This is a genomic window from Streptomyces sp. NPDC042259 (genome assembly GCF_055582085.1).
This window is the reverse complement of the sequence record NZ_JBVJDW010000002.1, coordinates 705673-729528: the sequence shown is the minus strand read 5'-3', so window position 1 is coordinate 729528 and position 23856 is coordinate 705673. Positions and strand designations below refer to the sequence as shown.

Here is a 23856-nt window from a genome sequence, read left to right as displayed (position 1 = left end):
GTGTTCGACGTGTCGCCCAAGCGTCCTGACGACACCTCAAGTCCAGGGAATTATGCGGCTGTCATGGCTCCTCCCCGAATAAAGGTGGCGAGTTCGCCATCTTGCAGCACGCGTCCCCCGGAAATAGATTCGAGGATCCGGGGGTATCGTTTCCCGGATTGCGGACCGTCGGTCCAGCAGTACCCGAGGAGGAGTTTTGGCGGGCTTGGCGGACGGTCAGGAGAATCCGCCGAGGGACAGTGGATCTCCGGCGCCCATCACACCGGTTGTCAATGTTCAGCTTTCCGTCGACGGTATTCCCGGAACACTGTGGCTGAAATTGGAGTCACACAATCCGCATGGTTCCGTCAAAGGCCGTACCGCACTCGCCCTGTGGCAGGACGTCGAGAGCCGGGTGGACCCGGAAATCGGCATCGTGGAGTCCACCTCGGGCAATCTCGGCCTCGCCCTCGCGGCCGTCGCGGCGGCGCACGGCGTGCCCTTCACCGCCGTGGTGGACCCGCGCAGCAGCGCGTCGGTCGTGGACGCCGTGCGCGCGCTCGGGGGGCGGGTGGTCACCGTCGACAAGCCCGACGGCGCGGGCGGCTATCTGCTCAGCCGGATCGCTTTCATCCGCGAGCGGCTGCGCGTCCAGCCCCGGCTGGTCTGGCCCAATCAGTACGTGAATCCGGCCAATCCCCGGGCGCACACCCGGGGGACGGCCCCCGAGCTGTGGGCGCAGACCGGCGGGCGGCCCATGTCCGTCCTGGTGGCGGTGTCCACCGGGGGCACCCTGGCGGGCTTCCGCGACTACGTGGCCGCCTTCCGCCCCGAGTGGGAGCTGATCGGCGTGGACGTGGTCGGCTCGGCCGCCCTCGGCGGCGTCTCCGGGCGGCGCGTGCTGTCGGGCATCGGCGCGAGCCGGCCCTCCACCTTCCTGCCCGACGGCTACCGCCCCGCCCTGTGGATCACCCCGCAGGAAGCGGTCAGCGCGTGCCTGTGGCTGTCGGAGAGCACCGGCATGGGAGTGGGCGGAAGCTCGGGCGCGGTGATCGCGGCGGCGCTGAAGCTGCTGCGCGCCACGCCCCGCCGCGACAGTGTGGCCTGTTTGTGCCCGGACGGCGCCGACCGCTACTTCGACACCGTCTATTCGGCTCTCTGGCGGGAACGCAAGGGGCTGGAGCCGGTGGACGTCGCCCGGGGCATAGAGATCGTGGCCACCCGCGACCACCCCCCGCCCGCCGCTCCGCCACCGTGGTCCCCACGAGAGGAGTCGACGCCGTGAGCGCGGCGGAGCCCAAACGCGAATGGTACGACCGGGCCGGAGTGCGTTCCGGGCCGCGCCGCCGGCTGGGCGGCGAACTCTCGACCGGACGGTACTTCTTCCCGCCGGGCCTGGTCCCCTACTGGGAACACCCCCTGGTCCGGGCCCTGCCCGAGCGCCGCCGGGCGGAGCTGCTCGCCCGCCATCTCTTCCAGTACCTCGGCTTCACCGCCCAGTTCGAGACCCGGGTGGTCAACCGGGCCGCGGAACGCATCGCGGGAGGCCGCAGCGGCGTCGAGACGGGCACCCCGGCCCGCCTCGACGCCTACCGCATCTACGTGGACGAGGGCTACCACTCCCTGTACAGCCTCGACATCATCGACCAGATCTCCGCCGCGTCCGGCATCACCCCCGCCCCCTACGACTTCGAACCCTTCCTCGACCGGCTCGACCACGTGGGCGAACAGGCGCTGCCCGACGAGCCCGTGCTCGCCCAGCTGCTCCAGGTCGTGGTGTTCGAAACGCTGATCACGGCGATCCTCAACGACGTGCCGAAGGACCCCCGGGTCCTCACCGTCGTCCGCGACGTCGTCCGCGACCACGCGCGCGACGAGGGCTGGCACCACGTCTTCTTCTCCCGGTTCTTCCGTGAGCTGTGGGCCCAGCAGTCCGCCGCCTCGCGCGGCCGCGTCGCGCGCTGCCTGCCGGAGCTGATCCGCTCCAGCCTGCTGCCGGACCTGCGTCCGGTGCGGGCCTCACTGGGCGCCGCCGGGCTGTCACCGGCGGCCGTGGAGGAAGTCGTCCGCGACGCCTATCCGGCGGGCCGGGTGAACGCGGGCATCAGGACCGCCGCCCGGCACGCCGTCCGGCTGTTCGAGGAGGTGGGTGCGCTGGACGTGCCCGGCGGCCGGGCCGCCTTCGAGGCGGCGGAGCTGCTGCCCGACCGGAGCTGAGACCGTGCCACCCCGGACCCGCCCGTCCCGCACCCTGAAAACGATCGAAGCCGATCGAGAACGACCGAGACGTACGGAAGCTGACACACCAGCACGGCGGCGATCGTCCGGATCGGCCCGTGCCCAGTCGAGAGGCGACGGATGACGGAAGATCTGCTCTTTCTGGACCGGAGCGCGGTGCTGGCCTGCATGGCGGACGTCGACCCCTGCGCGGTCGTCGAACGGGTGCTGCGGCGCCAGGCCGAGGGGCGCACCACGCTGCCGCCCGAGGGATACCTCCCGTGGACCAACGGCGAAGGGGCGTACTGCCGCTCCCTCGCCATGCTCGGCGCGGTGGAGCGGGACGACGGGCCGCCCGTCCTGGGAGTGAAACTGATCAACGCGGCCACCAGCAACCCCGGGCACGGCCGGGAACGGGCCGGCGGGATCGGCATGGTCTTCGACCCCGAGACCGCGCGCCCGGTGCTGCTGGCCGAGGCGGGCTGGCTCAGCGCCGCCCGGACCGCCGCGTACACCATGGTGAGCCTCGCGTACCTCGGGCCGAGCCGGTGGGACGCGATGACGCTCATCGGCTGCGGCACCCTGGCCCGCGCGCACATCGACCTCCTCACCCGCACCTTCCCGCAGGTCGGATCCGTCCATCTGCACGACACCGCCGCGCCGCGCGCCGAAGCCCTGGCGCAGTGGACGCGCGAGCACCATCCGCGGCTGAAGGTCCACGTCCAGGACCGCGCGCGGGCGGCCGTGGGCGCGGCGCCCGTGGTCGTGACCACGACCACCACCGACCGCGGCTACCTGCCCGCGGGATGGCTCGTCCCGGGCACCTTCGTCGCCCACGTCTCCCTGGACGATCTCCTGCCGGACGTCTTCCTCACGGCGCAGGGCCTGTTCGTCGACGACGTGGACCTCGTGGCGGACAACCCGCGCCGGATCCTCGGCCGGATGCTGCGCGACGGTCACGTCGTCGCCCGGGCGGACGCCGACGTGCGGGGCGGGGCACGGGCCCTGGACGGCACGCTCGGCCAGGTGCTCACCGGCGAACGCCCCGCGATCCGGCCGACCACGGGGCATGTGATCAGCAATCCGTTCGGCATGTCGGTGCTGGACGTCGGCCTGCTGGGGGAGGTCCACCGCGTCGCCGTGGAACGGGGCTACGGGCAGGTACTGACCCTCTACTGACCACCCCGCACACCCCCGGCCACCGGCCCCGCTTCCCTCCCGTCTTTCTTCCCCGTCCCCGCGCCATCCGATGAGTTCCGTCTCCGACGAGCGAGGTTTCATGGGCGACACCCACGACCGGCAGGGCCCCGGGCACGCGCGGGGCCTGTTCTCGCTGGCCGAGCTGCCACCAGAGCTGATCACGAGTCTGACCGGGCGGTCGGTCGAACTGTTCCGCGACCGCCACGCCCACGACCGCCCGCTGGACGGCCAGGCGGTGGGCGTGCTCTTCACCAAGACCTCGACCCGCACCCGTACCGCCTTCACCGTCGGCGCCATCCGGCTGGGCGCCACCCCCGTCACCTTCGGCCCGGGCGATCTGCAGCTCAACACCGGGGAGTCGGTGGGGGACACCGGCCGGGTGCTGGGCTCGATGCTCGACGCCCTGGTGGCCCGGACCGCCGGCCCCCTCGACGAGCTGCGCGAGCTGTCACGCCAGGGCCGGCTGCCGGTCGTCAACGCCATGGCGGCCCAGGAGCACCCGAGCCAGGGCGTGACCGACCTCGCGACGCTCGCGCTGACCTTCGGCGACCTCGCGGGGATCCGGGTGCTCTACGTCGGCGAGGGCAACAACACGGCCGTCGCCCTCGCCCACGGCCTCGCGGGCGTTCCCGGGGCCCGGCTCACCCTCGCCACCCCCGCCGGATACGGGCTGCCGGGCGACGCCCTGGCGACGGCGGTACGACGGGCCGACGGCGCGGGAGCCCAGGTGCGGCAGATCCACGACCTCGCCTTCGCCCCCGACGAGGTGGACGTCGTCTACACCACCCGCTGGCAGACCACCGGCACCGCCAAGCCCGACGCGTCCTGGCGGGAGACCTTCCGCCCCTTCCACGTCGACGAGGCGCTGCTGAGCCGCTGGCCCCAGGCGTCGTTCATGCACGACCTGCCCGCCCACCGGGGCGACGAGGTCGCGGGAGACGTCCTCGACGGCCCCCGGTCCCTGGCCTGGACACAGGCGGCGATGAAGCTGACCGGTGCGATGGCGATCCTCGAATGGGCGGCAGGACCACACGGCTGACCCCGCGCACCCCCTCTCCGCACCCCGCCCGCCACCTCCCGGATCGAGGCCCCATGCCGAACGTCTCCCGTGTCCTTGACTACCAGCACCTGCGCGCCGACGACTTCGTTCCGCCCACCTCCCCGCAGGTGTTCTTCGAGCCCGCCGACACCGAGATCGGCGTCTGGGTGGCCCAGGACCTCATCACCGAGGGCTGTTCCGTGCTGGACCTGGGATCCGGCAGCGGGGCGGCCGCGGCCGCGATGGCCCGCGCCGGAGCGGCCCGGGTGCACGGTGTCGACGCGGGAGCGGAGACGGTCAAGTGGGCGACCGAGCACTACGCCTCGCGGGACGGCGACCGGGTCACCATCGCCCAGGGCGACTTCTCCGAGCTGTCCACCCAGGAGCTGCTGGCCACCGCGCCCGCCCCGCTGCCCCGGCCGCTGGTCGTCACCAGCAACCCGCCCTACGTTCCCCTCGCCGCGCACGCCGACGACCGGCGCCGGTCCATCGGCGGCGGTACGGACGGCCTCAAATGGGCCCCCGCGATCCTCGGCCACGGCCGGGCGCTCCAGGCCGACCTGGGCTTCACCATCGGCAGCTACTCCACCCCGCGCAAGGCCGTGCGGCTGCTGGAATCGGCCGGATACCGCGTCGAATCCGTCACGCTGTGCCCGCTGCCGCTGGGGGAGTTCACCCTGAGCCACATGGAACAGGTCCTCGCCCTGGAGGAGCGGGGTGAGGCCGTGCTGTGGCGGACGGAGCACGCGCCGCCCGCCTACTTCATCGTCGGCCTCGCCTGCCGGTGGGCGGGCGCGGACGCGTCCCCGGCGCCCGGCCGGCTCACCGCGGACGGGCTGCTGGAGCTGCTGCGGACCGCGGCCCGCTCGCGCACCTCGCGCCTGGAGACCCTGGACGAGCCGCGCCCGGAAGGCCGGCCGGAGCGGCTGCGGGTCCTGGACCTGCCGCCGGCCACCGTACGTCACCACTGGTGAAACGGGCCCCGGCCGGCGGGGGACGACGAGTGCGGCGCGCACACGAGAGGCAGTGAGTACGAGAGAAAGGCGGAGAGTCCGTCGTGAAAGCACCAGGCCCCATACCCGTCTCACCGGTCAGCGTCACCGCCCACGCGGTGCTGCACAGCGCCGACTTCCTCCACGCCCGGCTGAGAGCCACCGGCCACGACCGGGTGGTCCTGCACGCCGGAGTGCAGATCAACGGTGCCCCCCACTTAGGGACCAACCTCATGCAGACCGCCGCCTTCCAGCTCGCCGCCGCGGCGAGGGAACGTTTCGGCGTCGCGGCGGCGCTCCGGTTCGGCGCCCTCGACAACTCCCCGTGCGAGACCAGGGTGTGCCCCGAGACGGGCTCCCTCTACGAACGTTCCTTCCGGCACACGATCGGGGAACACCGCGTCCGGGAACTGGTGCGGCTCTACTACGGTGCCCTTTTCGACGAACTGTCCGCCGCCACCGGTGTTCCCTACGAGGTCGAGACCTATACGCGCCAGCAGTCACAGGCCGCGTTCCGTGAGGAGTTCCTGATCTCGCTGGGCATGATGGACACCCTGAGATGGATACTCGCCCCCTCCACCGGCACGGTGCCGGTGAGCTTTCCCTGCCCGCGCTGCGGATGGTCGCAGAAGTACGGCGAGGACACGGAAGTGCTGTCGGCGGACGCCGGGGAGGCCCGCTTCGCGGCCGTCTGCCTCGACCACGGGAAGTACCTGGTGGACGTCTCGCCCGACACCGACGCCTATATGGGACTGACGACCCTGCACCGCAATCTGGTCAAGGAGCGCGTCGCGGCCCGTGACCCCGACGCCCTCCCGGTCATCGTCAAAGGGGCCGACTGGGCACCGGGCTGCCGGCTCCTGGACGAGGCGTTCCTGTGCTACCCCGGCGCCGTACTGCCGCCGCGCCTGTTCACCCCGGTGGTCCTCTCCGACTCCGGGGCGAAGCTGTCCAAGACGCTCCTGCGCGAAGGCACGGCCGATCTGCCGGCGGAGACCGCACCGTGGATGCTCGACGCCACGGCCTGGACGGGCACGATGGCGGAGTACGCACACACCCTGCTCGCCCTCGGTGCGCTGATGCTCTCCGAGCCCCGGCACTTCGAACGCGGCTACACCACGCGGGAGGTGGCCCGGCTCATCGCCCGGAGCCCCGGCTCTGCCGCGGGATGGGCGTGACCTCACGGCTGGCCAGGTACCCGGGGCGGGGCCGGGGTGCCGCGTAGGGGACGCCGAGGGGATTGTCGACGCTGTTGTAGACCACGAAGAGATTGGTGCGGGGGAAGGGCGAGGTGTTGCCGCTGGAGGCGTGCAGACAGTTGCAGTCGAACATGACGGCCGACCCCGGGGCACCGGTGAACTGCCGGATGCCGTGCCGCTCGGCCAGGGCCCGCACCCCGGCCCGGTCCGCGGACCCGGCCGGCAGGTTCTTTCCCAGCAGCGAGAGCTTGTGGTAGTCCTCGGGGGTCTCGCCGACGGACGGTACGAAGGTCCGGTGCGAACCGGGAATGATCATCAGCGGGCCGTTGTAGGGCATGTTCTCCGTGAGGGCGATCGACATGCTCAAGGCCCGGGGCGCGGGCATCCCGTCCTCCGAGTGCCAGGTCTCGAAGTCGGAGTGCCAGCCGAACCGTGAACCCTCGAAGGCCGCCTTGTAGTTCACCCGGCTCTGGTGGATGTACACCTCCGAACCGAGGATCTGCCGGGCGATGCCCGCCAGCGCGTCCGAGTGGACGACCTCGGCGAACACCTCGGACAGCGCGTGCACTTCGAAGACCGAGCGGATCTCCGCGGAGTCCGGCTCCAGCACCACCCGCTCGGTACCGCGTAACGTTTCGTCACCGCCTATGCGGCCTATCTCTCTGCGGCACGCGGTGACCTGATCACCCGTCAGCAGCGCCGAGAAGGCGAGAAAGCCGTCACGCTCGTACGCGGCGAGGTCGTCCGCGTCCAACGGGCCCCCACCGGGCGCCCCGGCGGCGCTCCAGACGACGGGGTGGCTCCGGCCGACGGGCACCGACTCGGTCACGTAGCGGGTGGGATACGGGTCGTGCGCGATCCCGGAAACAGGACCGGGACCGGAAACAGGACCGGGACCGGAAGCGCCAGCGGAACCGGATGCGTCGGATGAGGGCAGAGACGAGGGCATCGCCGAATCTCCTTGGGGCCTCGGGAATGCCGGGAGGGACCCTTGCCATCGGCCCCTGGCGGCCTCGGGTCGAATTCCGCTGGATGGCTGCCCCCGGCCGGGAATCCGAAAACCTCGCCCCCTTCCGGCGCGCTTTATCCCGGGGGTTTTCGGTCACGGGCCGGAGGCGACCGGAAACGGATCCCGGGACGCCGCTGCTGCCGGCCCCGGTGCGCGAGCCGGGTGGCGAAGGTGCTGAGGGCCAGGCACATCCCGATGTATATCGGGCCGACCACGAGCAGGACGGGTATGTAGGGATATCCCGCGGGGGTCGCCGTGTTCTGCGCCAGGAGTTTCCCCGCGTAGAGGAGTTCCTCGTACGTGATGATGAAACCCAGTGAGGTGTCCTTGAGCGTCACGACGATCTGGCCGACGATGCTGGGCAGCATGGCCCGTACCGCCTGCGGCAGCACGACCGTCGTGGTGACCTGTGCCTTGCGCATGCCCAGCGCGTACGCCGCCTCGGTCTGCCCGCGGGGAACCGCGCGGGCCCCGGCGCGCAGGATCTCCGCCTGCACCGAACCGTTGTACAGCGCGATCCCGATGACCAGCGCCCAAAGGGTGGGGCTCGCGAAGTTGTCCGCGAGCCAGACGCCGGTCCGGCCCAGGTGTTCCCGCAGCAGGCGTGCGACGGCCGCGACCCACGAACGCAGCCAGCCCATGTTGTACAGCGCGAAGATCATGATCAGCAGTGGCATCGCGCGGAAGAACTCCACCAGCGCGGTGGACGGCCAGCGCAGCGCGCGGTGCCGGGAGAGCCGGCCGGTGGCCAGCAGCACACCGAGCAGCAGGGAGAACACCACCGCCAGCGCGAACGCCTTGAGGGTGTCCAGGGCCCCGATCAGGATCCGCCGCTGTACCCCCTGGTAGGTGAACGCCTCCCACATGGCCCAGGTGAACTGGCCGGCGTCGCGCAGCCGCACGACCACGTAGCCGGCCACGGCCCCGAGAACGACGACCGCCAGCACGCCGCAGATCCGGTTGCGGCGGCGGGCGCGCGGGCCCGGGGCCTCGAAGAGGATCGGGTCACCGGCGGTCACCGGACCACCGCCAGCCGGTGTTCGAGGAGCCGGAAGACCCCGCTGATCAGCATGATCAGCGCGAGATAGGCGAGGGCGACCCACAGGAAGACGGTGAGGATGGCGTACCCCTCCTCGGCGAGGGTCTTCTCCACGCTGAAGAGTTCGTACACGCTGAAGCCGCCCGCCAGTGCCGAGTTCTTGGTCAGGGTGATCAGCAGGCTGCCGACCGGCGGGACCACCGCCCGTCCGGCCTGGGGCAGCACGATCAGCAAGGTGGTCTGGGCGAAGGACATGCCCAGACTGCGGGCCGCCTCCGCCTGCCCCGCCTCGACGGTGTTGATGCCCGATCTGAGGGCCTCGCAGACGAACGCGGAGGTATAGCCGCCCAGGGTCAGCACGGCGAGCGTGAAGTAGCTGAGCCCGGACAGGCCGAGCATCGGCAGGCCCAGGGTGACACCGAAGAACAGCAGGGTCAGCGGGGTGTTGCACAGGACGGTCACCCCGGCGGCGCCGACGACGCGCAACGGTGCGACGGGGCAGACCCGGAAGACGGTGAGAACGGTGCCCAGGACCAGGGCGAGCAGCGTGCTCAGACCGGTGAGCGCCACGGTGCCGACGAACCCTCTGCGGAAGAGGTCGAGGTTGTCCAGCAGTACGTGCACGAGCGCCTCCGTGGCCTGGTGGGCGGGGCAGCGGGCCGTCGGGTGGGTGCCGTCAGTACCGGATCACCTCCGGCGGCTTAGGGGCACGCGCTCCGGAGAGGCCCAGCGTGGCGTCGTACGCCCGCTGCCAGTCGCCGTTGTCCCGGTGGCGCTCCAGCGCGTCGTCGATGGCGCCGCGCAGCGCCTTGTCGCCTTTGGCGAGCCCCACCCCGTAGGGCTCCTGGGAGAAGGGCCGGCCGACGACCCGCAGCCGTCCGCCGTTCTGTGCCGCGTAGCCCTTCAATATCGTGTCGTCGGCGGTCACCGCGTCGGCCTCGCCGCTGATCAGGTCCTGGACGCACTGGGCGTAACTGTCGTGCGAGCTGACCTCGGCGCCGTACTCCGGCTTCTCGATCCGCTGGAAGGGCGTGGAGCCGGTGACCGAGCAGACCCGCCGGCCCTTGAGGTCACCCGGGCCGTCGATGTCCCGGTTCGCCCGCTTGACCAGCAGGTCCTGTCCCGCGATGTAGTACGGCCCGGCGAAGGACACCTGCTTCTTCCGCTCGTCGTTGATGGTGTAGGCGGCGACGTAGAAATCGACGTCCCCCTTGGAGATCGCCGTCTCCCGGCCCTGCGGCGGGACGGTCTTCCAGGAGATCCGGCCGGGCCCGAACCCGAGGTCCGCGGCGACCATCCGCGCGACCTCGACGTCGAAGCCGAAGCGCCGCCCGGTGACGGGGTCCTCGAACCCCAGGAAGGGGTGGTCCGACTTCACCCCGATGACGATCCGGTGGGCGGCCTCGGCGCGGGCGAGCGTCGGGGAGCCTTCGACCGTGACGTTCCGGTTCACCGGATAGGCCGAAGGGGTGACGCCGTGTCCCCGGGCGCCCATCAGTGCGGCGACGCTGCCCGGCGGTACGCCGCCCCGGCCGCAGGACACCAGGCAGACCAGCGTGAGCAGCACGGTGGCCAGGGCGGGGCCATTCCTCGATCTCGTTCCGCTCCGCAAGGGCTGCTCCTCAACGGACCTGCGCGTGGCCGGTGCGAGAGCGACGCAAGGGACGTGCGCGAGGGCCGATCAGTGACGCGGCACGGGTCGTCGGCATGCCGGCGTCGAGGTGACGACACGGGGTGGCACAACAAGAGGATGAGCGGGAAAAGTGATGATCAGGGGATCACTCAAGACGAAATAAAGCATACCGGCGGGGCGGTGTCGCGCTACCCGCGGTGCGCGCGCGAACACCGATTCGGGTGATCGCTCCGGCCCGGGATTGACGTCCGGTCGGCGTGGCCCCCGACGGAAGGGGTAGGGCCCTGTCGTGGCCCCGCCCGTCCGGCATACGCGTTGCGCGGCCGGGCGGGGCGTCGCAAGGTCGAGGCATCGCGCATGAGGAAGGACATCCATGCCCATCGCAACGGTGAACCCCGCCAACGGCGAGACGCTCAAGACGTTCGACCCGCTGGGGCCCGAGGAGATCGAGCGACGGCTGGCCACCGCGGCCGAGACGTTCCGTACGTACCGCACGACCGACTTCCCCGAACGGGCGCGGCTGCTGAACCACGCGGCGGACCTCCTGGAACAGGACCAGGACGACATCGCCCGCACCATGACGACCGAGATGGGCAAGCCGCTCGCCGCCGCCCGCGCGGAGGCCGCCAAATGTGTGAAGGCGATGCGCTGGTACGCCGGGCACGCCGAGGAACTGCTGGCCGACGAGCACCCCGCCGAGGCCGAGGTCAAGGACTCCGGGGCCGCGCACGCCCGCGTCCACTACCGGCCGCTGGGCGTGATCCTCGCCGTCATGCCGTGGAACTTCCCGCTGTGGCAGGTGGTGCGCTTCGCGGCCCCCGCCCTGATGGCGGGCAACGTGGGCCTGCTCAAGCACGCCTCCAACGTGCCGCAGACCGCGCTGTACCTGGAGGACCTCTTCCGCCGCGCCCGGTACCCCGAGGGCTGCTTCCAGACGCTGCTCGTGGGATCCCGGGCCGTCGAGGGCCTTCTGCGCGATCCCAGGGTCGCCGCCGCGACGCTCACCGGCAGTGAGCCGGCCGGCCGCTCGGTCGCGGCGATCGCCGGGGACGAGATCAAGAAGACCGTACTGGAACTGGGCGGCAGCGACCCCTTCGTGGTGATGCCCTCGGCCGACGTCGACCGGGCGGCCCGCACCGCCGTCACCGCCCGTGTGCAGAACAACGGCCAGTCCTGTATCGCCGCCAAGCGCTTCATCGTCCACACGGACGTCTACGACGCCTTCGCCGCCCGCTTCACCGCCCGGATGGCGGAGCTGACCGTCGGCGACCCGATGGCGGAGTCCACCGACGTCGGCCCGCTCGCCAGCGAGCAGGGCCGGGCCGACCTGGAGGAACTCGTCGACGACGCCGTGGGCCGGGGCGCGACCGCGCTGTGCGGCGGCGGCAGGCCGGCCGCCACCGGGCCGCTGGCGAACGGCTGGTTCTACCGGCCGACGATCCTCGCCGACGTCACGCCCGAGATGCGCATCCACCGCGAGGAGGCCTTCGGGCCGGTGGCCACGCTGTACCGGGTGCGGGACCTGGACGAGGCGGTCGACCTCGCCAACGACACCCCGTTCGGCCTGAGTTCGAACGTCTGGACCCAGGACGAGGAGGAACAGCGCCGCTTCGTCCGCGACATGGAGGCCGGCGGCGTCTTCTTCAACGGCATGACGGCCTCCCACCCGGCGCTCCCCTTCGGCGGGGTGAAACGCTCCGGCTACGGGCGGGAGCTGTCCGGGCACGGCATCCGCGAATTCTGCAACGCGATGACGGTGTGGCATGCGGAGCCCAACGCGGGGTAGGGGCCTCGGGGTGCCCTGGCCGCCTACGGCTTTCGGGGCGTCCCACGGGCGCGCGCCGAACCGGCCGCGCCCCCTGGCGGCGGCGCCGCTGACCGGCGGTCAGCGGCCCCAGCGGAGCGCGGCCGTCTGGACCGGCGCGTCCCACAGCCGCAGCAGCTCGTCGTCGACCTGGCACAGGGTCACCGAGGCGCCGGCCATGTCGAGGGAGGTGACGTAGTTGCCGACCAGCGTCCGCGCGACCGGCACGCCGCGCTCCCGCAGGACCCGGTGCACCTCCGCGTTGAAGCCGTACAGCTCCAGCAACGGCGTCGCGCCCAGCCCGTTGACCAGCGCAAGCACCGGACCACTCGGCCGCAGGTCGGACAGCACCGCGTCCACCGCGAAGTCCGCGATCTCACCCGACGTCATCATCGCGCGGCGCTCGCGTCCCGGCTCGCCGTGGATGCCGACCCCCAACTCCAGCTCACCGGCCGGAAGGTCGAAGGTGGGTCCGCCCTTGGCGGGTGTCGTACAGGAGGCCAGGGCGACCCCGAAACTGCGGGACGACTCGTTCACCCGGCGGGCGATCGCCTCCACCCGCTCCAACGGCGCGCCCTCCTCGGCCGCCGCCCCCGCGATCTTCTCCACGAAGAGCGTGGCCCCGGTGCCCCGTCGGCCCGCCGTGTAGAGACTGTCGGTCACCGCGACGTCGTCGTTGACGAGCACGCTCGCGACCTGGATGCCCTCGTCCTCGGCGAGTTCGGCGGCCATGTTGAAGTTCAGGAGGTCGCCCGTGTAGTTCTTCACGATGAACAACACGCCCTTGCCGCTGTCCACGGCCGCCGCCGCCCGCACCATCTGATCGGGCACGGGCGAGGTATAGACCTCCCCGGGGCACGCCGCGTCGAGCATCCCGTACCCCACGAAGCCCCCGTGCAACGGTTCGTGCCCCGAACCGCCGCCGGACACCAGCGCCGTCTTACCCGCCACGGGCGCGTCCCGCCGGACGACGACACGTCGCTCCACATCGACCGACAGCTCCGGATGAGCCGCCGCCATCCCGCGCAGCGCATCGGCGACGACGGTCTCGGCCACGTTGATGAGCATTTTCATGCGGGTCTCCTCGGATGTTGGGCGGACAGGCCGCTGACCTGTGCCTTCGCGGGGCAGGAAGGGTGTGAGCGCATGCTGACTTTGTTGACCGACCGTCGGTTCCCTGACTGCTTCGCCTGACCAGGGAACAGTACCGACGCCGGAGGCGGCTCGCCGCAGCAACTTCCCGTACGCGAGTCCGAGCGGCCCTTGCGGGCCGTATGGGTGAGCAGCCGACAGCCTTTCCTGGCATGTCCGGGTATTACTATGCGCGCCGTCCCGTCTCCTTCGGCGAGTTGGCGGACGACGTCCGCGCGGGTGCCGCTTTCCGGGCGCGGGACGCGGGCACGGACCGCCGCGAGCGCCGGCGGGATGTACGCGGTGGCGGACTGCGGGTCCGGCCGCGAGGTGCCGGCGGCCGGGGACACGGGCGGGGAGGGCGACGCAGCGAAAGCTGTCGGCGTGCTCAGCCCGCTCCTGCCGGGTGTCGGCGACGGAACCGCCGGCGGCCGCTGCGAACCCTCTCGTTCACTCCGAGTTCCACACAGCTGCCACGTCGACAGCCTGGGCCAGCCCTTGCGACCGACCAGCCTTGGCGCACGCTACCCGGCGGGCCAGATCGACACTGAAGGCGTTATAGCCAAGAAGAGGCTTGTACCCAAGGGCTTTACGGGACATTGCGTCCGGTGTCAGAACGACGACCCTCGCCCCGCCTCGCCTGAGCGATGCGATTTGCCGGGCGGTATCGGGGCACCTTCCGAGGACTCGGTAGACGGGCGCGAGCACCACGATCTTACTGTTCCCCGCCGCCAGGTGGGCGTTGGCAGGAGTTCCCATGCCACCGTCGACCCACCGGCGTCCCGCAGCCGCCACCGGCCGCCAGAGGCCCGGGGCGGCACTGCTCGCAGCGACCGCCCTGGTCAGGCTGACGTCCCCGCCGGATTCGAAGGCGGAAATCTTGCCGTTCCCGGCATCGACAGAGGTGATCATCAGGGCTCTTTCCGGCCACTCCGACATCTCCAGATAGTCGCTGGCGGTCTGCAGCGCTTGTTTCTCGGATCCCGCGGCCACGGCGAGAGCCACCCGCCCCGCGAACCGGGCCGCTCGCCGGGGCGACTTGGGCCCGAAGGCTGCCAACAGGACGTTCACAGCGAGAGCCTGCGGGGCATGAGTGGCGATATTCCCCGAGGCCGGCGGGTCAGTGAATTGCCGCGCGTACGACGTCGCGGGAGGCACACCTCCCGCGACATGCGAGGCCACTACCGCACCTGCCGATGTTCCGATGACAACGTCAGCAGTGCCCAGGTCGACCCCCGCCTCGAACAGTCCGGCCAGCACCCCGGCTTCCCAGGCGCCACCGGGCACACCCCCACCGCCCAACACAAGAGCGCCGCCCGACTGGCAATTACCCATCATCCACCTCTTCCGCATGGACGCACGTGAGTGCTGCACTGCCTTTCCGACACGCTATGGCGGCGTGCAACCTGGACCCTCGTGGAAGGGAAGTCACGGCAGTGACGGGCAGTATGGGCGGACTCCTTCTGTGTTGCCTCCTATGAAGACACAGTGATGACGAGCTGGCTAGGCGGCGCAGCCGACTTCGGGGGAGCACACAATTCCCTGTGCAACAAACGTACGGCGCGCGTAACGATGGGCGGCGCGCGGTAAAGTTCACACGCTCTCCCTTTGGCGCCCACCACATGCGCTGGCCCGTCGAGCTCAGCGCGGCAAGATGACCTCAGCCGGGGTCCGTCATCATGGTGGACACACGGTCGATAGCGGCGGGCGCGCAGCCCAGGCCGCGCGCCGCCCGTCGCCGCGCGCCACAGGTCTGCCGCACCGAGCATTCCCGCGCTCCTCGAACGCCGGCCGTGCGCCTAGCCAACATGCAGCCGGCATGTCTTCATGGTTAAAGAACGCACGTGATTGCGATGCACTGCGCGATGGCTAGGGCGATTTTGCAGCTGGGCGGTCCGTCCATCTCACCGACCGCCTCATACGACCTTGAGGCTCGCGCCGCACCACCTGGACTTTCCTCGCGATTCGCAAAGGAAGGCCACTCTGCTGCCCTCTGCGGACGTCTTGTGACTTCCCGGCGCCGCTACGGAGGTTGGCATGAAGCCATTTGCGCCGTGCACGAACGGAGGCCGACAGGCCGTCCCCCAGCTGGTGCTGGACCGCATCGTCCTGGCAATGGCTTCCCGAGTGCGCGAGGGCGATCTGAACCTGGGTGCGCTGCTGTACTTCGACGGACCGCCGCCCCAAAGGCATCATCTGGTGGCCCACCTGGAGGAGCGCCTGCCCGCCGTTCCGGAACTGGCCTACCGGCCCGGAGGAAGCATCCGACGTCCTCATTGGGAACCAGACCGCTCTTTCGATCTCGACGGCCACGTGCATGAGGTGGATCTCGCTCCGGGCCCGGGGGCGGTGGCAGACCGGATGGTGGCGGTTTTGCTGGCACAGCACCTTGCCCCCGAGCACCCGTTGTGGGGGCTATGGCTCATCCGTGGCGAGAATGCGTTCGGTCTCGGATATCTGGCTCATCACGGATTCCAGGACGGTGCGGCCGCCAACCACACGCTGCAAGCCCTCTTCGGGCCCCCACGCACCACCAAGGCCTCACGCAGCGTGGTACGAAAATCGGCGCCACGAGCGTGGTCCGCCAGCGTCCTTGCCGACCTCACGCCGCCGCTTCGCCCTACCTCCCGATGGACCGCTGCGCAGGCGCCGATCTGCGGCCCGCGCACCGCCACCACGATCGCGACCGACGGGGCACGGCTGCGTGCTCTCAGCCGCGCCACCGAAACGCGTGTCTCTCATGTGTGCCTGGCCGCTCTCGCCTCCGTGGTGCGCAGCTGGCATCCCCAGGACTGGACATGCCCCGACCGTACCCTGCGCACAGCCATGGCCATCAACTTGCGCCAGCCCGGCGAACCGTACCCCTGTCTGGGCAACCGCCTCGGGGCCTTTCACTTTGAACTGCCCTGTGGAGAAACCTCGGTTCGGCGCCGCCTCCAGACAGCTCGCGCGCAGCTGAACGCCCGGCACCTGGCGGATGTCGGGAACGCCCAGGCCAAGCTCTTGGCGCACGTGCCGTACTGGCTGGCCAACCGCCTCATGCGGCGTCTGACCAACCCGCGCTACGTGGCCATGGCCGTGGCCGACGTGCGATGCCGCGCCACCCTGCAGTATGCGGGGTCAGTCTGCCAGGCCCTCTACGCCGTGCCCGCCTCCACGCCCGGGCACGCTCTGTTCACGGCCTGGACCACCTACCGCGACTCGCTCTACACCACCTTCACCGCACCCGGCCCTCTCGCCGGATTCGACAGCCTGGCAGCTCACTGGGAGACGGCCCTCAGTGACATGGAAGCGCAACTCCGCACCCGCGCCTGAAGACCGGCCAAGGGACGGTCATCAGATTCCCGATGTCACCGGGATGAGAACCGAGGAGCACTCATGGACGAGCAGAGCATCTTCCTCACTGTGGTGTCGATCCTGCGCAGCACGGTCGAGGATCTGCCGGAGAACCAGGAGATCCGCTGGGACAGCCACCTGGAGGACCTGGGAGTGGATTCCCTGGCCATGCTCGAAGTCGCCGCAGCCCTTGAGGAGCACTACTGCTTCCGGGCCAAGAGCGACGCCGTGGACAACATCACCACGGTCGGCGCACTCGTCGCCTACCTCGCCACCGTCAACAGCGCCACCGCCCAGCAGGCCTCAAGCCCCCTCCTGCGCAAGAGGTGACAGTTGATGCCCGACGCCCGCCGCCGCGTGGTGATCACCGGCCTGGGAGCCACTACCCCGCTGGGCGGTGATGTGGCCACCACTTGGCAGGCCCTGCTCGGCGGCGCCACCGGGGTCCGCGCCGTTGACCTGACCACGCCGGGAGGCAAAGCCCTCCCCGTGCGGCTGGCCGCTCCGGTCGCCCAGGACCCGGCCGGCCGGCTCGGCCCGGCCCGCATGCGGCATACCGACCGCTGTGCGCAGCTCGCCCTGTTGGCTGCCCGTGAGGCATGGCATGACGCGGGGTTCGAGCCCCGTTCCCGCCGGGGCGACAATGACGGCGGTAGTCCGGGAACCGCGGCGATCGTCGGCGTCGGCCTCGGCGGCCTGCTGACGATGGACGACCAGCTGCGTACCCTCTCCGACCGTGGTCCCGACGCCTTGGCGCCCCGCTGCATCCCGATGATCCTGCCCAACCACCCCGCCGCCGAGGTCGGTCTGTACATCGGAGCCCGCGCAGCCGTCCACGCCCCCGTGAGCGCCTGCGCCTCCGGTGCCGAAGCCCTAGCCCTCGGCCTGGCCCTGATCCGCGCCGGCCAGGCCACCACCGTTCTGGCCGGAGGTACCGAAGCCCCCCTGCACCCCTTGATCGTCGCCGGCTTCGCCCGTATGCGCGCCCTGTCGTGCCGCAACGATGCTCCCGACCAGGCATCGCGCCCCTTCGACGTAGCCCGTGACGGGTTCGTCCTGGCTGAGGGTGCCGCCCTGCTCGTCCTCGAAGACGCCCACCAGGCCCAGGAGCGCGGCGCGCGTATCTACGCCGAACTCGCTGGAGCCGCCACGACCAACGACTCCCACCACGTCGCCCGGCCACGGCCCGACGCGGCCGGCATCCGCGACGCGGTCAGCGGCGCCGTCAAAGACGCCGGCCTCCAGCCCAACGACATCCACCACGTCAACGCCCACGCCACCTCCACCCCCCTCGGTGACCTCACCGAAGCCATCGCCCTGCACCAGGCTCTCGGTGCTTCCCGTCAGCCCGTAGCGGTATCCGCGACCAAGGCCGCCCTCGGACACACTCTCGGCGCGGCCGGCGCCATCGAGGCCGTCCTGACTGTCCTGGCTCTTCACCACCACACCGCACCACCCAACCGCAACCTCACCACCCCCGACCCGGCTCTGCCCTTCACCCCAGTCGGGCCGCGCCCCGCCCCTCTGCCACCTGGTCCCCTCGCCGCTCTCAGCACCAGCCTGGGTTTCGGCGGTCACAACATCGCCCTCGTCTTCCGGACCTCCTGAGCAGGCCGCCCCTTGCCGTCTCGAACCGGGCTAGAACCGGTCGCCCCATTGGACGGAGCCTTGGGCGTCGTGCTGGTAGCGGGGAGTGGTGATGTGCCACTGGTGATTGCCTGCCACCCACGCCTCCAGGTGGTCGAGGTAGGCGGTGAGCACCGGATTGTTGCGGGAGCGGAGATGGGTGGTGGCACGGGCGAAAGCGGCCATGCCATCGTTGTGCCGTCGCGCGGTCTCCGTCATTGCCTGGTGCAATGTGCGGCCGTGTCGGCGGATGAGGAGGAGGGGAAGGCTGGCCGCCCAGGGCTCGTGGAGTTCTTTCGGACAGGACACCACGTCGTTGAGATAGCCGATGGTGTCCACGATGCCGGCGTGCATGGTCCGGACCTCGTGGTCGTTCCATAGGGCGTCGGGGAGTTCGGGCAGGTTGTTGACGTGGTCGAGGAAGGCGAAGAAAGGGTAGACGCCGACGTCGTGGCGGCGCATGGGGAGGAATTCGTCCACAGTGGGCCAGTACCCGCTGGAGCGGAAGCTGGCACGGGAGACGCAGCTCGCAAGATAGCTGTGGGTGGCGAGCGCGAACCGCCAGTACTGGGTCCAGGTGGCGGAGTGGTACAGGCGCAGGCACACGTCGCGCAAGGCTCGGGTGCATGGGTCGGGGGCTACGGGTTCGCCTTCGGGATGTTCGAGGATTCCCTGGCACCGGATTGCCTGACGGGCGGCGGCGGTCGCAGGGTCCGACGAGCCGGGCTGATCGATGTACGAGTCGTCGAACGAGAACTGCCACAACGTGAAGTCGGTCACCAGTTGGACGCGCTGCGTCTGCCCATGGGGATAGAGGGCGGCGACTAGCCCGCCGAAGCGGGAGCCGCGTACTTGCTTCTCGATCCGAGGATGGGCGATGACTCCGATCTCCCTTGCCCATGCGATGGAATTTTCCTCGATCCTGTCCGACTGTTCATGGACCGCATGCGGGAAGGGGCAGTGCAGCTCAGGAATGGCGATGGAGGATGCGGGAGGCATGGACACAGCGGAGTCCTTTTCAGATGCGGGGCGGGGTGCGGGTGCCGGGGGATGCCACCCGCCTTATACGCCGAAACGGCGCTCCGTGCCTGCGTAGTAGTCGAGGGCTTGACGCAGGTGATTCCGATCGAAGTCGGGCCACATGACGTCGCAGAAATAGAACTCGGTCTCGGCGGTCTGCCATGGCATGAAGCCGGACAGCCGTTTTTCGCCGGAGGTGCGGACCAAGAGATCGGGGTCTGGCTGCCCTGCCGTGAACAGGCGCCGACTGATGTCTTCCTCGCATATGCCAATGGGCGCGTTAGCGCCGGCGAGATCCTTGGTGAGAGCTTTGACGGCCTCCACAATCTCGGCTCGACCGTCGTACGCCAGGGCCAGATTGGCCTGTAGACCCTGGCACTGCCGCGTTGACTCCTCAGCATCACGGAAGGCGTTGGCCACGTGCTCGGGGAGCAGGCCCAGGAATCCCATAGGGTGGACCCGCCAATGCGCCGAGGCGAGTCGGTTGGCCACGTCCTCGAAGGCGCGGAACAGACCGGCCAGTTCTTCAACGCTCCGCTGCAGATTCTTCACTGCCAGCAGCCACATCGTGGCCACCTCTACGCCCTCTTCTTGGCACCAGTGCAGGAGGGCCGGAATCTTGGCGATGCCGATTCGGTGCCCTTCGTCCACACTCAGACCGCGGGCTTTGGCCCAGCGCCGGTTGCCGTCCAGGATGAATGCGACGTGTCGTGGAACCGGCGGAGGCTTGCGGGGAGGAGTGGCAACGGCTGAGGTTGCGGAAGGTCGCGTCAGAGCGGTCGGGTGTTTCGACATCAAGGCCCTTTCCTCACTGTCGTGACCGAGGGGTGGTTGCCTCGATAATTCCTTTGGGTGGCGCGAACTACGGGTGTGACCTTCTGGATCCGCATGAAGCGGTACCGAAGTCTCGCCCAGGGGGGGCGTCCCGGGTTCGGGCACACCTCATCGCGAAGTGGGGAGCATATGCAACCCTCCGGGATTGAGGATTCCGCCCGGCACCGGACGGACGTGTGTTCCAGGGGCGTGGCGCAGGCGCCATCGGGCCGCGATGGCTGCCAGGGTGAGCGTGGCTTCCATGACGCCGAACTTGTCTCCGATGCATTTACGTGCCCCTTCGGCAAAGGGCACCAGAGCACCTTTTGTCGGCCGCGTGGCGCCGTAACCGCCCTTCCACCGGTCTGGATTGAATCGTTCCGGGTCGGAGTACAAACTCGGTTTGTGGTGGATCAAATAGGGGCTGTAAGCGACAGAGCTACCAGCCGGGAGGAAGTATCCGCCGAGTTCGGTGTCCTTCGTGACGACGCGGGTGATGAACCAGGCAGGTGGATGGATGCGCAAAGATTCCGTGATGATGCGGCCGGTGACCTCGAGCCGGGGCAAGTCGTCGAAAGTGGGGGCGGCGCCGGACAGCACATTGTCGACCTCCGCGTGGAGTTGCTCCTCGACGTTCGGGGACAGGGCGAGTAGGTGCAGCGTCCAAGCGAGGCATGCGGCGGTGGTCTCGGCTCCCGCGCTGAAGAAGTTGACGAGCTGGTCGGTGAGTTCGAGGCTGGTCAGGCCGTTGCCATGCCCGTCAGGCGTGTCGGTGTCATGGGCGGCAAGCAGCGCGGAGAGCAGGTCACCACGGTCAACGTCGCGCATGCGGCGCTCTGTGATGACGGTCTCGATGGTCTGGCGAAGACGGCTCCGGGCCCGCCCGTAGCGGCGATTCCCAACGGTCGGGAATCCGGCCAGAAAGGATGGCATGAACATTCGTCGGAAGATGCCGTTCGCCACCGTGTTGAGGTCTTTGATCAGCGAGTCGACGGGGACCCTGTCCGCGTCTGCGAACATGGTCGCGACGACAGTCCGCGCGGTGATCGCTTGCATGTCAGCGAGGACGTCGACGCTCTCGCCATCGCGCCACCTACTGATGACAGCGGCGACCTGCTCGTTCATCACCTCTGCGTAGGCCGGGAGGCGGGACGGGTGAAAGGCTGGCTGGGTGAGGCGTCGCTGCCGCCGGTGATCATGATAGGGGCAAGCCAATACCCCATTACCGAGCGCCTCGCGTGCCCTGTTGAAGAGCGGCCCGCCCTTGTCGAACGTGCGGTCATCCATGAGGACCAGGTGGGTCAACTCCGGGCCGCAGATCAGGTATACAGACCACGGGCCGAGTTTGACCTCGACGAGGCCGTCATTGAAGGCCAAAGACGTCAGGAAGATATGCGGGTCACGAAACAAAGGGACCGCGTGCCCGAGCATGGGGAATTCCCTGGGCGCCCTAGGAGGAACAGTGTTCACGAATACTCCTTGAGGGGCGTTTGAGCTTTATGAGCTGACACGCCGCGGACCGTGTGTGGAGGTCTTCTTCTGGCGGCGGCCCCGCACCTGCGTTTCCGAATGCCGTTCCCCAGCCTGGCGGCCGACCTGACTGAGTCCCGGTGCCGCGCACGATCGAAGCGCGGCGGGGAGCCGCAACCCCAGTGCAGGGCCGGGGTCGGCTTCACCACGTGTTCGCCCGTGGCCGCCCTGGCCGGACGCCGGCATGGTCTTATCGCGGCCCAGTGCGGCCCCGCTCTGCCAACAGGGCAATGGGCAGGCCATTCAAGGGCACCACTCACGGCTGTTCAGCGCTACCCCCGCCGCGAGGCGCACCGAAGACAGCCCGGAAGGCGCCGCACGGCGCGTGCGCGGCACGGCTTCCCCGCTGATTCCCCCCATTGCGCCCACGCCTTCCCTGTCAGGGCACCATTGCGTGCAGAGGCCTAACGCCCTGCTGGCAGCACGTTCTCGCTCCCATTGGAGCATTTGCCTTACGTGCCACACAGCCTCACCCATATCCGCTCGTTCAGCGCGCTCCTGCCGCGATCGCGCGCTGCCCGTAAGCCGGGAGCACTCCTGCGCTCGGATGACAACGAATGACCCCGCGCGCCCTGGGATGGGCGGTTGTCAGAGGAACGGTTTTGCGGTGTGCTCGAAGGGCCTGTCCAAGAGCCTTATCGGGGAGAATGGGGGCCTGGCTGGGGACGGGATGCGGTGTGTCCCCGGGCGGGAAGCCGAACGATCGACGTGCCCACGGATTTTCCCCTGCGCAGGTCGGCGTCTGCACAGAGCTTCAAAGACGGGTCGCTCCGCGAAATGCCGAACATGAAGGTGTATCCAATGCCTGACCTGGGATCGTGGGATGTGGCCATCGTCGGGGGCGGGACGGCCGGTTGCGTGCTGGCGGCCCGGCTGTCGGAGACGTCCGGCAGGCGCGTCATTCTTCTCGAGGCCGGCCCTGTCTTCCCGCCCGACGGATATCCGCCTGCTGTCGCCTCCAGCGCCCTGATGGGCCGGGTCGCGGGCCATGACTGGCACTACCGGGCGGTGCCCGGCGGCTCTGCGCTTCCCCGCGGGAAAATGATCGGCGGTTCGTCGGCCATGAACGCCACCGTGGCCGTGCGCGCTCTGCCCGCCGACTTCGCACGGTGGACGGACAGGGGTCTGCGCGGCTGGTCGTACGAGGACGTCTTGCCTGCCTACATGCGCCTGGAGCGCTCGGATGAGCCGGGGAAGAAGAACCGGGGCCGCCACGGCCCTGTCCCGGTACACCAGTTACGCATGGACGAACTGAGCAGCCTGCAGACGGCTTTTCTGACGGCCGCCAGGGACATGGGATACCCAGCGGCCGACTTCAACAGCGCACAGCCCCGCGGTGTCGGCGTCTACTCCGTCACCGCTGCCGGCGGTATTCGGATCAACGCGGCGATGGCGTACCTGCCGCACAGCGTTCGCCAGCGCCGCAACCTACGCATCGAAGGACGGGCCCTGGCCGACCGCGTGTTGTTCCGTGAACGACATGTCACCGGCGTCCGACTGGCCGACGGCCGCACGATCGCCGCAGCCGAGGTCATCGCCTGCGCGGGGACCTATGGCAGCGCCGCGCTCCTGCTGCGCTCCGGCATCGGGCCGGTGGCCCACTTGCGGAGTCTCGGCATCCGGGTCGTGCAGGAACTGCCCGTGGGGGCCGGGTTCCTGGACCAACCGCTGCTGTACCTGCCCTACCTGGCCTGGCCGTGGGCCTGCGGCCGGGCACGGTCGGTCGTCGGATCGGGCGTGTGGACCGCCAGTGCGCAGGCCCTGCCCGGTGAACTTGATCTGTCCGTCAGCCTCATGCAGCCGAAGGCACCGTTCGCCGTTCCCGCTTGCGCGATCGTCGTCACCCTGAATCGCCCCCACTCGCGCGGCACCATCGAACTGGCCTCACGCGCCCCCGCCGCACCCCCGCGCATCCGGCCCGGATGGCTGGCTGCGACCAGTGACCGGGAACGGCTGCGTGAGGGCATCACCCTGGCCCGCCGACTGGCGCACACGCATCCCCTGGTCGACGTGCTGGCGCGCCGGCTCTTTGCCCAGCGGCTGTCCGACCCGGCACGGTCCGAGGCATTGAAGGCAGCCGTGCGCACCTGCCACCATCCCACCTCAAGCACCCCGATGGGACGGCACGGCGACCCCCGAGCTGTGGTCGACGCCACCGGTCGGGTCTTCAACGTCGAGGGGCTGCGCGTCGTCGACGCTTCGATCTTCCCGGACCCGCCGTCCGCACCGCCCAACCTCACGGTGCTCATGGCCGCAGAACACGTCGCCGCGACCATGCAGTCGTGAACA

The 23856-nt window shown here is 69.8% G+C and carries 20 protein-coding genes; 11 read left to right on the top strand and 9 right to left on the bottom strand.

Annotated elements, in window-relative coordinates; all coding sequences use genetic code 11:
* The first annotated feature begins 196 nt into the window (after positions 1 to 196).
* From ACZ6MA_RS07615 to ACZ6MA_RS07590, 6 genes are all read left to right on the top strand, one after another.
* Entirely contained in the window at positions 197 to 1264 is a 1068-nt protein-coding gene (locus ACZ6MA_RS07615) for a pyridoxal-phosphate dependent enzyme (RefSeq protein WP_469431857.1), read from the top strand.
* Positions 1261 to 2196, top strand: coding sequence for a diiron oxygenase (locus ACZ6MA_RS07610; RefSeq protein WP_469431856.1), 936 nt, complete (start codon positions 1261 to 1263; stop codon positions 2194 to 2196). The genes ACZ6MA_RS07615 and ACZ6MA_RS07610 overlap by 4 nt, the downstream gene beginning before the upstream one ends.
* Before the next feature lie 141 nt (positions 2197 to 2337).
* Positions 2338 to 3375 (top strand): ornithine cyclodeaminase family protein, encoded by a 1038-nt coding sequence (locus ACZ6MA_RS07605; protein ID WP_469431855.1) that lies wholly within the window; start codon positions 2338 to 2340, stop codon positions 3373 to 3375.
* A gap of 70 nt (positions 3376 to 3445) precedes the next feature.
* Complete coding sequence (locus ACZ6MA_RS07600; protein WP_469431854.1) at positions 3446 to 4435, top strand: ornithine carbamoyltransferase; 990 nt, start codon at positions 3446 to 3448, stop codon at positions 4433 to 4435.
* A 53-nt stretch (positions 4436 to 4488) separates the two neighbouring features.
* Positions 4489 to 5409, top strand: a complete 921-nt coding sequence (locus ACZ6MA_RS07595) for a methyltransferase domain-containing protein (protein ID WP_469431853.1) — start codon at positions 4489 to 4491, stop codon at positions 5407 to 5409.
* Between the two features lie 83 nt (positions 5410 to 5492).
* A complete protein-coding gene (locus tag ACZ6MA_RS07590) occupies positions 5493 to 6605 on the top strand; it encodes a hypothetical protein (protein WP_469431851.1) in 1113 nt (370 codons plus the stop codon).
* Here ACZ6MA_RS07590 and thpD read toward each other — a convergent pair.
* The 4 genes from thpD to ACZ6MA_RS07570 all read right to left on the bottom strand — a co-directional run bounded on the left by thpD (position 6565) and on the right by ACZ6MA_RS07570 (position 10286).
* Complete coding sequence (gene thpD, locus ACZ6MA_RS07585) at positions 6565 to 7455, bottom strand: ectoine hydroxylase (RefSeq protein WP_469431849.1); 891 nt, start codon at positions 7453 to 7455, stop codon at positions 6565 to 6567. The genes ACZ6MA_RS07590 and thpD overlap by 41 nt on opposite strands.
* A gap of 254 nt (positions 7456 to 7709) precedes the next feature.
* Entirely contained in the window at positions 7710 to 8654 is a 945-nt protein-coding gene (locus ACZ6MA_RS07580) for an amino acid ABC transporter permease (protein WP_469431848.1), read from the bottom strand.
* Positions 8651 to 9298 (bottom strand): amino acid ABC transporter permease, encoded by a 648-nt coding sequence (locus ACZ6MA_RS07575; RefSeq protein ID WP_469431847.1) that lies wholly within the window; start codon positions 9296 to 9298, stop codon positions 8651 to 8653. Before ACZ6MA_RS07575 ends, ACZ6MA_RS07580 begins: the two co-directional genes overlap by 4 nt.
* A 52-nt stretch (positions 9299 to 9350) precedes the next feature.
* Complete coding sequence (locus ACZ6MA_RS07570) at positions 9351 to 10286, bottom strand: glutamate ABC transporter substrate-binding protein (RefSeq protein ID WP_469431846.1); 936 nt, start codon at positions 10284 to 10286, stop codon at positions 9351 to 9353.
* Positions 10287 to 10680: 394 nt separating this feature from the next.
* On the opposite strand from ACZ6MA_RS07570, the gene ACZ6MA_RS07565 reads away from it, so the two are divergent.
* Positions 10681 to 12093: an NADP-dependent succinic semialdehyde dehydrogenase gene (locus ACZ6MA_RS07565; RefSeq protein WP_469431844.1), complete on the top strand. Its 1413-nt coding sequence runs from the start codon at positions 10681 to 10683 to the stop codon at positions 12091 to 12093.
* 99 nt (positions 12094 to 12192) lie between these two features.
* Here the strand turns inward: ACZ6MA_RS07565 and dhaK are convergent, their stop codons facing one another.
* Both dhaK and ACZ6MA_RS07555 read right to left on the bottom strand, forming a co-directional pair.
* On the bottom strand, positions 12193 to 13185 hold the full coding sequence (gene dhaK / locus ACZ6MA_RS07560) for a dihydroxyacetone kinase subunit DhaK (protein WP_469431842.1): 993 nt from the start codon (positions 13183 to 13185) through the stop codon (positions 12193 to 12195).
* A 507-nt stretch (positions 13186 to 13692) separates the two neighbouring features.
* Positions 13693 to 14577, bottom strand: coding sequence for a patatin-like phospholipase family protein (locus ACZ6MA_RS07555; RefSeq protein WP_469432282.1), 885 nt, complete (start codon positions 14575 to 14577; stop codon positions 13693 to 13695).
* 702 nt (positions 14578 to 15279) lie between these two features.
* Here ACZ6MA_RS07555 and ACZ6MA_RS07550 point away from each other — a divergent pair.
* The 3 genes from ACZ6MA_RS07550 (at position 15280) to ACZ6MA_RS07540 (ending at position 18186) form a co-directional block, all read left to right on the top strand.
* Entirely contained in the window at positions 15280 to 16557 is a 1278-nt protein-coding gene (locus ACZ6MA_RS07550; RefSeq protein ID WP_469431841.1) for a wax ester/triacylglycerol synthase domain-containing protein, read from the top strand.
* Between the two features lie 63 nt (positions 16558 to 16620).
* Complete coding sequence (locus tag ACZ6MA_RS07545; protein ID WP_469431839.1) at positions 16621 to 16908, top strand: acyl carrier protein; 288 nt, start codon at positions 16621 to 16623, stop codon at positions 16906 to 16908.
* A 6-nt stretch (positions 16909 to 16914) separates the two neighbouring features.
* Entirely contained in the window at positions 16915 to 18186 is a 1272-nt protein-coding gene (locus ACZ6MA_RS07540; RefSeq protein ID WP_469431838.1) for a beta-ketoacyl-[acyl-carrier-protein] synthase family protein, read from the top strand.
* 30 nt (positions 18187 to 18216) lie between these two features.
* On the opposite strand, the gene ACZ6MA_RS07535 is transcribed toward ACZ6MA_RS07540, so the two are convergent.
* The 3 genes from ACZ6MA_RS07535 to ACZ6MA_RS07525 all read right to left on the bottom strand — a co-directional run bounded on the left by ACZ6MA_RS07535 (position 18217) and on the right by ACZ6MA_RS07525 (position 21507).
* Positions 18217 to 19203, bottom strand: coding sequence for a terpene synthase family protein (locus tag ACZ6MA_RS07535; RefSeq protein ID WP_469432281.1), 987 nt, complete (start codon positions 19201 to 19203; stop codon positions 18217 to 18219).
* A 63-nt stretch (positions 19204 to 19266) separates the two neighbouring features.
* Positions 19267 to 20019 carry a polyprenyl diphosphate synthase gene (uppS, locus tag ACZ6MA_RS07530; RefSeq protein ID WP_469431836.1) on the bottom strand — a complete coding sequence of 251 codons (753 nt, stop codon included), beginning with the start codon at positions 20017 to 20019 and terminating at the stop codon, positions 19267 to 19269.
* A gap of 147 nt (positions 20020 to 20166) precedes the next feature.
* A complete protein-coding gene (locus ACZ6MA_RS07525) occupies positions 20167 to 21507 on the bottom strand; it encodes a cytochrome P450 (RefSeq protein WP_469431834.1) in 1341 nt (446 codons plus the stop codon).
* A 768-nt stretch (positions 21508 to 22275) separates the two neighbouring features.
* Here ACZ6MA_RS07525 and ACZ6MA_RS07520 point away from each other — a divergent pair.
* Entirely contained in the window at positions 22276 to 23853 is a 1578-nt protein-coding gene (locus ACZ6MA_RS07520) for a GMC family oxidoreductase (RefSeq protein WP_469431833.1), read from the top strand.
* Positions 23854 to 23856 lie beyond the last annotated feature (3 nt).

Coding starts and splice junctions, on each gene's coding strand:
- ACZ6MA_RS07605 (WP_469431855.1), top strand. CDS start 2,338: ATGACGGAAGATCTGCTCTTTCTGGACCGGAGCGCGGTGCTGGCCTGC.
- ACZ6MA_RS07600 (WP_469431854.1), top strand. CDS start 3,446: ATGAGTTCCGTCTCCGACGAGCGAGGTTTCATGGGCGACACCCACGAC.
- ACZ6MA_RS07595 (WP_469431853.1), top strand. CDS start 4,489: ATGCCGAACGTCTCCCGTGTCCTTGACTACCAGCACCTGCGCGCCGAC.
- ACZ6MA_RS07565 (WP_469431844.1), top strand. CDS start 10,681: ATGCCCATCGCAACGGTGAACCCCGCCAACGGCGAGACGCTCAAGACG.
- dhaK (WP_469431842.1), bottom strand. CDS start 13,185: ATGAAAATGCTCATCAACGTGGCCGAGACCGTCGTCGCCGATGCGCTG.
- ACZ6MA_RS07555 (WP_469432282.1), bottom strand. CDS start 14,577: ATGGGTAATTGCCAGTCGGGCGGCGCTCTTGTGTTGGGCGGTGGGGGT.
- ACZ6MA_RS07550 (WP_469431841.1), top strand. CDS start 15,280: ATGAAGCCATTTGCGCCGTGCACGAACGGAGGCCGACAGGCCGTCCCC.
- ACZ6MA_RS07545 (WP_469431839.1), top strand. CDS start 16,621: ATGGACGAGCAGAGCATCTTCCTCACTGTGGTGTCGATCCTGCGCAGC.
- ACZ6MA_RS07540 (WP_469431838.1), top strand. CDS start 16,915: ATGCCCGACGCCCGCCGCCGCGTGGTGATCACCGGCCTGGGAGCCACT.
- ACZ6MA_RS07535 (WP_469432281.1), bottom strand. CDS start 19,203: ATGCCTCCCGCATCCTCCATCGCCATTCCTGAGCTGCACTGCCCCTTC.
- uppS (WP_469431836.1), bottom strand. CDS start 20,019: ATGTCGAAACACCCGACCGCTCTGACGCGACCTTCCGCAACCTCAGCC.